The organism is Peribacillus sp. NPDC056705, assembly GCF_043656335.1.
This window is the reverse complement of sequence record NZ_JBHTYI010000018.1, coordinates 1-12,280: the sequence shown is the minus strand read 5'-3', so window position 1 is coordinate 12,280 and position 12,280 is coordinate 1. Positions and strand designations below refer to the sequence as shown.

The 12,280-nt window shown below is 41.8% G+C and carries 15 protein-coding genes; 8 read left to right on the top strand and 7 right to left on the bottom strand.

All coding sequences use genetic code 11. From position 1 onward, the window contains the following. The first annotated feature begins 64 nt into the window (after positions 1 to 64). Positions 65 to 331, top strand: coding sequence for a YfhJ family protein (locus tag ACFRAK_RS18770; RefSeq protein WP_387604529.1), 267 nt, complete (start codon positions 65 to 67; stop codon positions 329 to 331). A gap of 55 nt (positions 332 to 386) precedes the next feature. Here ACFRAK_RS18770 and ACFRAK_RS18765 read toward each other — a convergent pair whose 3' ends face one another. Next, positions 387 to 1,364 (bottom strand): metal-dependent hydrolase, encoded by a 978-nt coding sequence (locus ACFRAK_RS18765; RefSeq protein ID WP_076371135.1) that lies wholly within the window; start codon positions 1,362 to 1,364, stop codon positions 387 to 389. A 206-nt stretch (positions 1,365 to 1,570) separates the two neighbouring features. Between ACFRAK_RS18765 and mutY the strand changes: the two genes are divergently transcribed. Beyond that, positions 1,571 to 2,689 (top strand): A/G-specific adenine glycosylase, encoded by a 1,119-nt coding sequence (gene mutY, locus ACFRAK_RS18760; RefSeq protein ID WP_387604527.1) that lies wholly within the window; start codon positions 1,571 to 1,573, stop codon positions 2,687 to 2,689. A gap of 49 nt (positions 2,690 to 2,738) precedes the next feature. Beyond that, a complete protein-coding gene (locus tag ACFRAK_RS18755; RefSeq protein WP_260287923.1) occupies positions 2,739 to 3,008 on the top strand; it encodes a hypothetical protein in 270 nt (89 codons plus the stop codon). Positions 3,009 to 3,089: 81 nt separating this feature from the next. On the opposite strand, the gene ACFRAK_RS18750 is transcribed toward ACFRAK_RS18755, so the two are convergent. Continuing rightward, positions 3,090 to 3,314, bottom strand: coding sequence for a hypothetical protein (locus tag ACFRAK_RS18750; RefSeq protein WP_260287924.1), 225 nt, complete (start codon positions 3,312 to 3,314; stop codon positions 3,090 to 3,092). Between the two features lie 68 nt (positions 3,315 to 3,382). On the opposite strand from ACFRAK_RS18750, the gene fabL reads away from it, so the two are divergent. The 5 genes from fabL to ACFRAK_RS18725 all read left to right on the top strand — a co-directional run bounded on the left by fabL (position 3,383) and on the right by ACFRAK_RS18725 (position 7,677). Then, entirely contained in the window at positions 3,383 to 4,132 is a 750-nt protein-coding gene (gene fabL / locus ACFRAK_RS18745) for an enoyl-[acyl-carrier-protein] reductase FabL (protein WP_387604525.1), read from the top strand. A gap of 81 nt (positions 4,133 to 4,213) precedes the next feature. Further along, a complete protein-coding gene (locus ACFRAK_RS18740; protein WP_387604523.1) occupies positions 4,214 to 4,489 on the top strand; it encodes a gamma-type small acid-soluble spore protein in 276 nt (91 codons plus the stop codon). Between the two features lie 159 nt (positions 4,490 to 4,648). Further along, positions 4,649 to 4,903, top strand: a complete 255-nt coding sequence (locus ACFRAK_RS18735) for a YgaB family protein (protein WP_063577340.1) — start codon at positions 4,649 to 4,651, stop codon at positions 4,901 to 4,903. A 234-nt stretch (positions 4,904 to 5,137) separates the two neighbouring features. Then, entirely contained in the window at positions 5,138 to 5,668 is a 531-nt protein-coding gene (gene ntdP, locus ACFRAK_RS18730) for a nucleoside tri-diphosphate phosphatase (protein ID WP_063234823.1), read from the top strand. Positions 5,669 to 5,928: 260 nt separating this feature from the next. Then, complete coding sequence (locus ACFRAK_RS18725) at positions 5,929 to 7,677, top strand: ABC transporter ATP-binding protein (RefSeq protein WP_387604521.1); 1,749 nt, start codon at positions 5,929 to 5,931, stop codon at positions 7,675 to 7,677. 88 nt (positions 7,678 to 7,765) lie between these two features. Here ACFRAK_RS18725 and ACFRAK_RS18720 read toward each other — a convergent pair whose 3' ends face one another. From ACFRAK_RS18720 to ACFRAK_RS18700, 5 genes are all read right to left on the bottom strand, one after another. Then, positions 7,766 to 8,686 (bottom strand): EamA family transporter, encoded by a 921-nt coding sequence (locus ACFRAK_RS18720; protein ID WP_260287929.1) that lies wholly within the window; start codon positions 8,684 to 8,686, stop codon positions 7,766 to 7,768. 292 nt (positions 8,687 to 8,978) lie between these two features. Next, complete coding sequence (locus tag ACFRAK_RS18715) at positions 8,979 to 9,326, bottom strand: hypothetical protein (RefSeq protein WP_260287931.1); 348 nt, start codon at positions 9,324 to 9,326, stop codon at positions 8,979 to 8,981. Between the two features lie 13 nt (positions 9,327 to 9,339). Then, positions 9,340 to 9,870 (bottom strand): NAD(P)H-dependent oxidoreductase, encoded by a 531-nt coding sequence (locus ACFRAK_RS18710; RefSeq protein ID WP_387604519.1) that lies wholly within the window; start codon positions 9,868 to 9,870, stop codon positions 9,340 to 9,342. 18 nt (positions 9,871 to 9,888) lie between these two features. Beyond that, positions 9,889 to 11,508: a DHA2 family efflux MFS transporter permease subunit gene (locus tag ACFRAK_RS18705; protein WP_260287933.1), complete on the bottom strand. Its 1,620-nt coding sequence runs from the start codon at positions 11,506 to 11,508 to the stop codon at positions 9,889 to 9,891. 40 nt (positions 11,509 to 11,548) lie between these two features. Then, entirely contained in the window at positions 11,549 to 12,187 is a 639-nt protein-coding gene (locus tag ACFRAK_RS18700; RefSeq protein WP_098370619.1) for a biotin/lipoyl-containing protein, read from the bottom strand. Positions 12,188 to 12,280: the final 93 nt, after the last annotated feature.

Here is a 12,280-nt window from a genome sequence, read left to right as displayed (position 1 = left end):
AACTAGTATGGGTATGGGACAGTATAGTTCATTCTGTAAAAATATTGGCAATGAGGTGGTTCAAATGAATGATTACCATGAAAGGTTAACCAAGATACTGCTTGAGAAAAATGAACACATCACGTATGAGCAAGCTTTGACTTGGGTGGAATTATTATGGGAAGATTTCGAAGCGACCTATGCAAAGGCTGGGCATGAATATGCCGGAGAAGAAATGACATCACGCGTTGTAAGGACCTGGATTGATAACTATGGTGAGCAATTCCACGAGTTCATTGCAAAGAACCCTAAATATCGACAGTTATTAAATCAGCAGAATCTACTGCATTAAAAAAGCTGATTCCAGAGGGGTTCCCTGGAATCAGCTCTTTTTCAATATACAGCGACTACAAAATAATATTCAATTTCTTCTGCAGTTTCGCTTCGCTGAAAATCCAGCCGGTATAAGAATTCAAGATATTCAATTCGCTGTCTAAATGGACCACTGCCACAAACGGGTAATATCCATTGCTTCGGTATCTTAAATCGATGAAACGGACTTCATAATATTCTTTTATCTGTTCAATTTCAAAGCGGTAAACCGGAGAAAAGGACAGAAAGGCTGCCAAGTTGATATCCTTCTTGGCGGCTTCGAGAATTTCACTTTCAGGTAAGGGCACTCGATCGAACGTATCAAGAATCGTCACATATCCATTATCAGCTCGTGCCACATAATAATTCTTTTCAGTAATAACCGCAATTTTCCAGCGGTGAAAACGCATGGTCGGTGATAAAAGAATTTTCCTTGCTCCAGGAATTTGCCGTTTGACCACTTTCTTTATAAAAGCTTGTTCCCTAAATCTGGAAATGTAGTAAATGACGAGTATTCCGTAAATGGAAAGAAATAAATAGCCTGGAGGAAATCCAAAGCCCCATAATATCAGGCCGGCAACATGTATTCCAAAAATGAACGGATCAAATGTATTGATGACCCCTAAAGCTACCCATTTTGATGAAATTGGCCTAAGAGCCTGGGTCCCATAAGCATTGAATATATCCACGAATACATGAAGGAATACGGCTAAAAAGGTCCAAAGCCAAAGATGAAGGTAATTTGCTTCAGGTATGATGGCGAAAAGTGCTCCACTGATTATCAAGGGCCAAAGTAAAACAGCGGGAATGGAATGCGTGATTCCACGGTGATTTCGAATATATACAGCGTTATTCCTTAATTTTAAAACGGTGTCAATGTCTGGAGCTTGTGATCCCAATATCGTACCTGCTATGACTGCACTTGCGGTGACTGGGCTCTGCGCAATGACAGGATCTAATGTGGCAAGACCTCCAAGAGCAATTCCCATGACAAAGTGAGTACCTGTATCCAAAAAACTAACCTCCCTGCCACAATTTGAAAAAAATGATCTTCTCTCATCATACCGTATTTATATAATAACCATCAAATGAATAAAATTTTTACTTATTTCCGTGCCCGTTATAAATAAATGGATATGAACATGCTATTAAAAAAAGAATGACCTATTATAGGTATTCCCATTTTTGATAAGAGTTTAACATCTTTGGAGGAACTGATGTGAAAGAAATAACGATCCCGACAATAGAAAAAATAACAATCGAAGAATTTCAAAAAGATTTGGTTTCCTGGTTTCTCGAAGAACAACGAGAATTGCCATGGAGGAAAAATAAAGATCCATACCGTGTTTGGGTTTCTGAAATAATGTTGCAGCAAACGAGAGTGGATACGGTGATTCCTTATTTCAACCGATTTGTGGAATGGTTCCCAACACTCGAGGATTTTGCCAATGCCGATGAAGAGAAAATCCTAAAAGCATGGGAAGGGCTGGGATATTACTCACGTGTAAGGAATCTGCATAGTGCCGTTCAGGAAGTGAAGGCTTCCTATAATGGAATCGTACCGGATGATCCCGCGGAAATTTCAAAATTGAAAGGTGTCGGCCCTTATACAGCTGGTGCGATTCTTAGTATCGCATACGGCAAGCCTGAGCCAGCCGTTGATGGAAACGTCATGCGTGTTTTATCAAGGATATTGATGATATATGAAGACATAGCAAAGCCAAAGACAAGAAAAACATTCGAAGCTGCCGTCAGAGAGCTGATCGATCATGAACATACCTCTGCCTTCAATCAAGCCTTGATGGAGCTTGGTGCATTAATCTGCACACCAGGTAAGCCTGCCTGCCTATTATGTCCTGTTCAAAGTCATTGTCTAGCATTTGAATCCGGGGTTCAGTCGGAATTGCCGGTGAAAATCCAAAAGAAAAAAACACGGGATGTACCAATTGTAGCTGCCGTTCTAACGAATGAAAAAGGTGAATATTTAATTCATAAGCGAGCATCAGAAGGGTTGCTTGCAAATCTTTGGGAATATCCGAACTTCGAAAACCATTCATCCCTTTTGCATAAGCGGGAATTCTTCGTGAGTCGGTTTCAGGAAATGTATGGCGTCAAACCTGAAATCACTGAATCCCTTGTGAGAATTGAACATGTTTTCTCACATCTCGTTTGGAAAGTGGACACATATATCGGAGCGGTCAAAGAGGCCATCAGTGAAGATACACTAAGAGAACAGCAACTTAAGTGGGTGAGTGAGGCAGAGATGGAGGAGTTGGCATTTCCGGTTTCCCACCAAAAAATGATGAAGGCGTATAAAGAAAAAGAACATATTGAATAAAGGCTTTTTTTGAATATATGGTAATATAAGGGTGTTGGGGGGCGAGGGAATGAGGATAGTCATTCAAGCATTCATAGGTTCAATCATCATTCATGCTTTATATTTTGGGAGTATGATAATGGTCGGGTCCATAAAAACGAGCAGATATAAACCGGATATTGAAAATGCATGGGAACAAGTAGGGGCACTCCAGAATGAAACGGTATTCGGTAATGTCCTTTCACCTTCTTTATATTCGTTAACATTTTTGGGGACAGCCCTGATTTGCGCAATGGCTATAACGTCTTATAATAAAATTGTGATTAAAAAAAGGCGCTAGTGAAACGGGGAGCATGAAAGAGGATATCGGCTAAGATATCCTCTTTCTTTTGTTGGTTTTCAAAGTCATATCCGTATAAAATCAATCGTAAAGGGTTTTCGTTCCATGAGTATAATCGGCTTCCTGCCTGTTAAGTCCGCCTCTATTTTCAATTTCTTTGATGATTTCGCTATGGATACTCTGTCCTTCTTGGTTTAAATAAGGTACCATTTGTTGAAGGGAGTGATGAAAATAGGCAAGTTCACTATTTTCCCAATCCGATTTTTTCATCATCGACAACTCTGTCATATCACGTCCAATATACATAACAGTAACACTCCTTAAAAAAATGATTTTTATTACTCGGTGTTTACTCAGAAAGGATGAATAAACGAATGGAACAAAAAGTGGCACTCGTTACAGGTAGCAGTAAAGGTTTAGGCAGAAGCACGGCAATAAAGCTTGCGGAGGAAGGTTACGACCTCGTTATTAATTATGCCCGGAGCAAGTCAAAAGCATTAGAAGTGGCAGCCGAAATTGAAGCGTTGGGGCGTAAAGCCCTTGTAGTTAAGGCAAATGTCGGTGACGTTGCGAAAGTGAAAAGCATGTTTGAGGAAATCGATGCTTATTATGGACGTTTGGATATATTCATCAATAATGCGGCCTCAGGAGTGCAGCGTCCGTTGATGGAGCTGGAGGAATCCCATTGGAACTGGACGATGGACATCAATACAAAAGCCCTTCTTTTCTGTGCACAGGAAGCGGCGAAATTAATGGAGAGGAACGGCGGGGGGAAAATCGTCAGCATCAGTTCGCTAGGATCCATTCGCTATTTGAAAAATTATACAGCTGTTGGAGTTTCCAAAGCTGCGCTTGAAGCCCTGACAAGATATTTAGCGGTCGAATTGGCTGAAAAAAATATTTGTGTCAATGCCGTTTCAGGCGGTGTGATCGATACAGATGCCCTGAAGTCTTTCCCGAATCGGGATGAAATGCTTGCCGAGGCGGCAGAACAGACTCCGGCTGGACGGATGGTCGAGGTGGAAGACATGGTGAATACCATCCTATTTTTAATTTCCGACGGAGCCAGTATGATTCGTGGACAAACCTTAATAGTTGATGGAGGCATTTCATTGCTTGTTTAATGTAACTGGAAAAATTTAAATGTTTTTAGTTGGATAACACTCCTGGATAATGGTTATCTTATTATCGTGGAGGTGATATCAATGGCTAAAAACATGAATAAATCACAAGCAGGTACTGATGTTCAACAAGTGAGACAACAAAACGCTCAATCTCAACAAGGTCAAGGCCAATTCGGTACAGAATTTGCTTCTGAAACTAACGCTCAAGAAGTGAGACAACAAAACGCGCAGTCTCAGCAAAAAAAAGGTCAAGGTCAAGCACAAGGCCAATTCGGTACAGAGTTTGCTTCTGAAACTAACGTTCAAGAAGTAAAACAACAAAATCAAAAATCTCAAAGCAATAAAAGCCAAGGCTAATCGCCGATGAAAAGCATCCTTCTTTTGAAGGGTGCTTTTTTTGACTTTCATTGGATTCGACAAATGTTTCTTTGTGTTTACATATTATGTCAAAGGAAAAAACGGGTAAAAATAGAATATACATACTATAGAAAAAATATAGATTAGGAAGGTGCATTCATGGAGGAATTTAACCGGCTTATAAACAACCAGTTGAAAACGATGGATAAGCTTTTACTTTTACAATCCGAAATCGAAAGATGCCAAGATATAGAGAAGCAACTCCTTGCCCTGGAAGAGGAGAGTGAAGCAGTCACCATTCAGGAAGAGATTCAACTCAAAAAGCAGGAATTGAAAAGTATCCATGATATGTTCGAGAAGCAAACGGAAGAAGTCATCCGTTATTTTCAGCAAGGACAGGCTGCCATACGATGAATAAACGGCTAATTTCTTAGTTAAAATGGGTGGATGGTCAGACTTTTTCGACTTATTTACACATTTTCACTGGGAGATTAGCCACTTTTGTTTTAAATTTATGAATAAATCGCTATAATATAGGAATATAGGGTAAATGGAAAAAAGTATATATTTTTAAATACACACAACAACTGCAAACGGAATAGGGCACAGTACGCTGTCAGGGTGTCTATAGAAAGTAGGGAGAGATAAATGGGGATTGTTCCTGCCGAAGGAGGAAAAATCCAAATCCATAGCTATAAACATAATGGACATATCCATCGTATCTGGGAAGAGACGACCGTTTTAAAAGGGACCCAAAATCTGGTGATAGCAGCGAATGACCGTACTATGGTAACGGAATCAGATGGAAGGACCTGGATTACGAGAGAGCCGGCGATTTGCTATTTTCATTCAAAGTATTGGTTTAATGTTATTGGTATGTTGAGAGAGGACGGGGTTTATTACTATTGCAATATCAGTTCGCCGTTCACATACGAATCGGGAGCATTGAAATACATTGACTATGACCTGGACATTAAAGTATTCCCAGATATGACGTTTAATTTGCTGGATGAGGATGAATATGAAAGGCATCGGAAAGAAATGAATTACCCGGATGCCATCGATTCAATATTGAAACAGAACGTAGACTATTTGATTTATATGATACGCCAGCGAAAAGGACCATTCTCCGCAGAGTTTATTGATAGTTGGTATGAACGCTTTTTAACCTATCGATGATAGAAAAGGCCTGCTGCATAATTGGCAGGCTTTTTCATTATGTATCGTGCCTACACATCTGATTCAATCTTTCAAGAATGCAGGAACCATTAAACCTCCTATATATGTTTATGAAAGGTAGTGAATGAAATCCTTTTGATAGTTAATCATCGAAAAGGAAAATATAATTGAATGGTGCATTTAAGAAATAAGATTCCAAATGGACTGTTATGGACTTTTTTTATCATTTGGATTTAATGATTCAGAAAAGGAGGAAATCCGTGGGGAGCATTAAGAGATATTTGCAATTCGTCAAACCATATAAATGGCAGATAATCGGGACGGTACTGATTGGATTGCTAAAGTTCGCGATTCCGCTTTTGCTTCCATTGCTCAGTAAGTATATTGTGGATGACATCATCGGAAATGGTGACCTGTCCAAAGCCGTGAAGTCCGAACGCCTTTTATGGGCAATGGCCATCATGATATTCATTTTCGTTGCAGTCAGACCGCCGATTGAGTATTACCGTCAATATTTCGCTCAATGGACCGGAACGAAAATCTTATATGATATTCGTAATGATTTATTTACTCATATACAGAAACTGAGTTTTAAATATTATTCCAATACAAGAGTGGGCGAGGTCATTTCAAGGATGATCACGGATGTGGAACAAACGAAGAACTTTGTCATCACGGGTCTGATGAACCTTTGGCTCGATATCGCAACGATCATCATAGTGATAGTCATCATGTTTACGATGGACGTGAAGCTAACCATTGTATCCATCATCATGCTTCCATTTTACGCATTTTCGATCAAGCATTTCTTCGGTAAGCTGAGAACCTATACAAGGATTCGGTCCCAAGCGTTGGCGGATGTACAGAGTCACCTACATGAACGGGTTTCAGGGATGTCGGTCATCAAAAGCTTTGCGATAGAGGACAGGGAACAGGAATTGTTTGCGAAGCAGAACAAGAATTTCCTCGATAAGGCCCTAAAGCATACGAGCTGGAATGCTAAGTCATTTGCTGTCGTGAATACGATCACGGATATTGCCCCCCTGCTCGTTATAGGATTTGCCGGTTATCAGGTCATTCATGACCAATTGTCACTGGGTACCATGGTTGCTTTCGTCGGTTTCATAGACCGGCTATATAATCCCCTCAGACGTTTAGTTAACTCTTCGACGACAATGACCCAGACATTGGCGTCCATGGACAGGGTTTTTGAGTTTGTGGATGAGAAGTATGATATCGATGACGAACCAGGGGCGAAAGAGTTGAAGCATGTGGATGGCGGTATAACCTTTCAGGATGTATCGTTTTCTTATGACGAGAAAGAGGCACCCGTTTTAAAACATATCAATTTGGATGTTAAACCAGGGGAAACCATTGCACTTGTCGGGATGAGCGGAGGCGGGAAATCCTCGATTGTCAGTTTGATTTCCCGTTTCTATGATGTGACGGAGGGAAGGGTATTATTGGATGGGACGGATATCCGTAAATATCAAGTCCGCAGCCTAAGAGATAAAATAGGAATGGTTCTCCAGGATAATATCTTATTTAGTGAATCGGTTAAGGCCAATATCCTTATGGGACGGCCTGATGCAAGTGATGAAGAAGTATTTGAAGCGGCAAAGGCGGCGAATGCTCATGACTTCATCATGGGTCTAAAAGAAGGATATGAAACGAAAGTCGGGGAGCGGGGAGTTAAATTATCCGGAGGCCAAAAACAACGGGTGGCCATTGCGAGGGTATTTTTGAAAAACCCGCCAATCCTTGTTCTCGACGAAGCCACATCGGCATTGGATTTGGAAAGTGAACACTATATCCAGGAGGCGCTGGATATTTTGGCGAAAAACCGGACCACCATCATCGTGGCCCACCGGCTATCGACCATCACCCATGCCGATCGGATCGTTCATATCGATAATGGGGAAATTACGGAAATGGGAACACACGAAGAACTCATGAAAAAGCAAGGGCATTATTACAACCTATTTCAAGTGCAACAATTGGATGCTTAAGGAGAAAAGGAAAAACAATATATAAAAGAAGACCATTCCACTAACGGGAATGGTCTTTCTTATTCTTATCCGAACCGGTGGATAAATGTTATGAAATCCTTTTTTCATGCAGCGTTTTTTTTCTGTCAGGAAGAAATCGCGGCAGATGCTTTATTCCTTCAGGCAAGGCGATGCCGACGATGATCAAGCACATTCCGAACCATTGCAGTGACGTAACCTGTTCATTCAAGAAGATGACGGAAACGACCATCGCTGAAGGAAGCTCTGCTGCACAAAGAATCGTTCCAAGCCCGACACCCACTTTCGGCAAACTGACAGCAAAGAAAAAGAAAGGAACTAAAACACCCAATGTGCCGAGCAGCAGACCGTAGTACCATAGGTTCGTTTGGACAAGATTCGTCACAAGTGTGACGGGGTTAGTCGTGAATACAGCAGTCAGCATGGCACCCGTTGCAATGAAAAACAACCGTTTCATTGAAGATTCCCCAACTGCGAATTGAGAGTTGCAGTACATATACAGTGCAAAGAGCAACGCAGACAATAATCCAAACAATACGCCTTTCAGGCTTAGACCGGATAGTGACTGACCAAAGATCGCCCCCGCCAATAATGTACCGATGAAGAGAACGAAGATGGCAATGAGTTTATTTTTATCGGGGCGTCTTTTATTTAAGAAACTTTCTATAAGGACGCCAATCCAGGTAAATTGAAATAAAAAGACAACGGCAATCGAAGCGGGAAGCTCGGATACGGAAACGGCATAGGCCTTTCCGACGAAAGTGGACATCATGCCCGTGATTAATAGTAATCCGGCACTCTTCCATGAAACTTTATATTTAAACGAAAAAAGAAATAACACGGAGACAATCAGCCAACCGACGAGGTATTGACTGCCGACCAGTTCCCCGGAAGAATGGCCATCCATGAATCCAAATTTGATCATCGTGGATAATGTGCCATATGAGATCGAACCGATTAAGACCATTATGGAATACTTCAAAAGTTGCATGTTTTTCCCCCCTGAAAAAATAAAAATCGCCACCTGCCAAAAAGGCAAGTGACGAACGAAAAAAGGAAATCCTTTTAAAATTCCGTCTCTCAACAAAAGTTGAGTTTAAAAAAATGTTTGTGTTGCATTACCTTAGCTTAAAGTCTTTGTGAATAGTTGTCAACCAGAAAAATAAGTTAAACCAGCAGTCGATCTTTAAGCTAAAGGCGGCGGCGGAGGTCGGAAATGTTCCTTTCATGCATAGTAATTGAAAACCCAAAAAGAGGCGAATAGCCTAATGGGGGGATGTGTTTCAGTCACGATTTTCCTGGAAGTCTTCCAAAGTACCACGATATTCCGCGTCTTTCATTTTGCGAAGATTAGGCTTTTTTTCTGCAGTTGGCTCATCATTTGGCTTTTGATTGTGAAGCTTGGAAAGAGCCAAACGATAATCCTGATCTTTCATTTTCAATTCATCATTGTCTGTTGGGGAGATGATTTCGGTAACGGAATCATCTGCCGAAGAGATAGAGGACTCTTCCAATGAGTTCTCTTCCTCGACACCCGGCGGCTTATCTTCAGGTGATAAGGCTTTGATATTGAATGTGATCAAGCCCGTAACCGCTATTATGGCAACGATGATAATTAGAATTATGCCCATTGAATCAAGCCTCCTAGAGCTCGTTTATGAATGAACGTGTGACATGGGCTACCCGTTTTCCTAATGCTTCTCCAAGCTGCAAGTCATTTTTGGTGATGTTGTCATCCACACCTGGCGGACAGCTTATCCCTACTCCATAGTAGGAACCGTATAAGGCGTTTTCCGGAACAGTGCCGGGTAAGCCCACAATGATCATGCCTTGATGAAGCATTGGTGTGATTAAGTTCAGCATGGTAGCCTCGAGTCCGCCGTGTACGGTGGCCGTCGTACAGAATACTGCCCCCACTTTATTGATCAGCGCACCCTCCGCCCATAGATAACCAAGTTTATCAATCCATGTTTTCAAACTCGAACTGATGGTGCCGAAATGACCGGGACAGCCCCAAATGATTGCATCCATTTCCTGAAGCTTATAAACATCCGCCTCGTTAACATGGTCAATGAGAACCTCAGCCCCAGGAACCGAAGAGGCTCCTTGAGCTATTGATTCGGCAAGTGCTTTCGTATGGTTGCCTTCACTGTCGTAAACAACATAGATCTTCATTTTTATTCCCCCATTTAGTTAAACCGATTTTTTTACTGGTGAAGGAAGCAAAGGTACATCCAAATGTTCCTGTTTAGCTTTTTTCATTGCTTTGTCCTTCCGAACGTCACGCAAAAACAGTGAGAGAACGATACCGGCAATTGCGAAGCCTGTTGCCCAAAAGAATGCATCATTGATTCCCATTACATTTGCTTGGCCCTGGATTTGGGAAGAAATCAGCGACATGGCAGTTTCCTGTGCCTGTTCACTAGTTTGATTCATCGAACTCATGATGGATTGGACGATTGTTTGGTAATTCTGAACAAAACCGGGATCACTCGTACTCATTTCCGTTCCTAAAGCAGTTCCATGGAATGAAGCACGGGTAGTATAAATGGTCGTCACGAAACTCGTACCAATGGCTCCGGTAACTTGTTTCAGCGTATTGCTCATTGCCGTACCATGGGTATTCAAATGCTTAGGAAGCTGGTTCATCCCAGCTGTCATGATCGGCATCATCAGTAAAGACATTCCTAGTGCACGGATGGCATAGATGATGACCAAAGTCGAATAGGACGTTTCCGTAGTCAAATTAGCAAATTCGAAGGTTGTGACTGCAGTGATCGCTAAACCAAAAAGTGCTAATGGACGAGGACCGATTTTGTCAAATAATGCTCCTGAAATGGGCGACATCACCATCATCACAAGTGCTCCGGGTAACATCAATAGACCGGATTGAACTGGTGTGAAGCCTCTTAAGGTCTGCAAATATATTGGCAATAAGAATATCCCGGTGAACATGGCCACTGTGACGATGGCGGAAATGATATTCGATAATACGAACATGTCATACTTGAATACACGGAAGTCGAGCATAGGTGTTTCCGATTTTAGCTGTTGAACCACAAATAGGGTCAATAGGGTCAGCCCGATGATGATCGTTCCCAGAACGAGTGAATCCGTCCAGCCTTTGGATCCTGCTTCACTGACACCGTATAGTAATGATGCAACACCTAGCAAGGATAAAGAGGCGCCCAATAAATCCAATTTGATTTTCTTTGGTTCTGCTACATTATGCATGCTTAGAAGGGCAAGTATTATTACGATAATGCCTAATGGCACCATTGCGTAGAACATCACCCGCCAGCTATATTCCTGAATGACCCAACCTGATAAAGTCGGGCCGATGGCAGGGGCAAACATAATGGCAAGTCCGAATATCCCCATTCCTTTCCCGCGCATTTCCGGAGGGAAGATGAAAAGGATAATCGTCATGACCAGTGGCTGGAGAATCCCGCCGCCAGCCGCCTGGATCAGCCGGCCTGTAAGGATGACGGGGAAATTAGGTGCAATCCCGCAGATGAATGTCCCGACAGTGAATAGAAACATGGCAGCAAGGAATAAAACCCGCGTGCCAAACCGTTCTATTAAGAAAGCGGACAGTGGGATCAAGGCACCGTTCACGAGCATGAATCCAGTTGATAACCATTGAATCGTAGTCGCAGCTACATTGAATTCTGCCATCATCCTCGGCATGGCGACACTAAGCAGAGTTTGATTCAAAATGACCATGAACAAACCTAGCATTAAGATAATTAACATGGGGGCAAACTGTTTCATTCCCTTGTTTTCATTTACTGAGATGGTTTGAGAAGCCATTTATTGAAAAGCCTCCTTTCTGTATAACTGTGTAGCCGGTTTATTTAGTTGAAATTTTCACTTCTGCGTTCATTCCAGGCAGAACTTTATCGGATGGTGCTTTAATGGAGATTTTAACTGGTACTTTTTGAGTGACTTTCGTATAGTTCCCGCTGCTGTTTTGATTGCCCATCACTGAAAAGACAGACGTTGTGGCATAACCGATCTGTTCCAATGTACCTTCGAAAACAGTATCGGGATCTCCATCGATGATAATATCGACGCTGTCACCTTTTTCGATATCCTTCAATTTATTTTCCTCAATATTAGCCGTTATGGACAGGTCATCCATATTGATGGTCTGAGCAAGCGTTTGACCCGCTTGAACAAGCTGCTCATCATGCACTTGTGTTTTAACGATTGTACCTTGTGCTGCGGTTTTTACTGCTTCTTTTCCATCTAAAGTGGTTACATTGGCAACTTGGTCATTCTTACTTACACTGTCACCTTCGTGTAAGTCCCAATCCGCTAATTTACCGGCAGCGGGGGCAACGATGGTATATAGTTCTCCCGACACTTTCGCTTCATCCGTTTTAATGAAATTCGTGCTTTCATAATAGTAATAAGCCCCACCGGCTAATACCGCTACTATAATAACCAAACCAATGACATTGATTAAAACTAAACGTCCTCTATTCACTTGTTTCGCCTCCAAAAATATTGATGATGTATTCCCTTTGATTAACGTTCATTAGCCAGAAATGATATCGCCTCCTATTCTTAAGTTTATTTA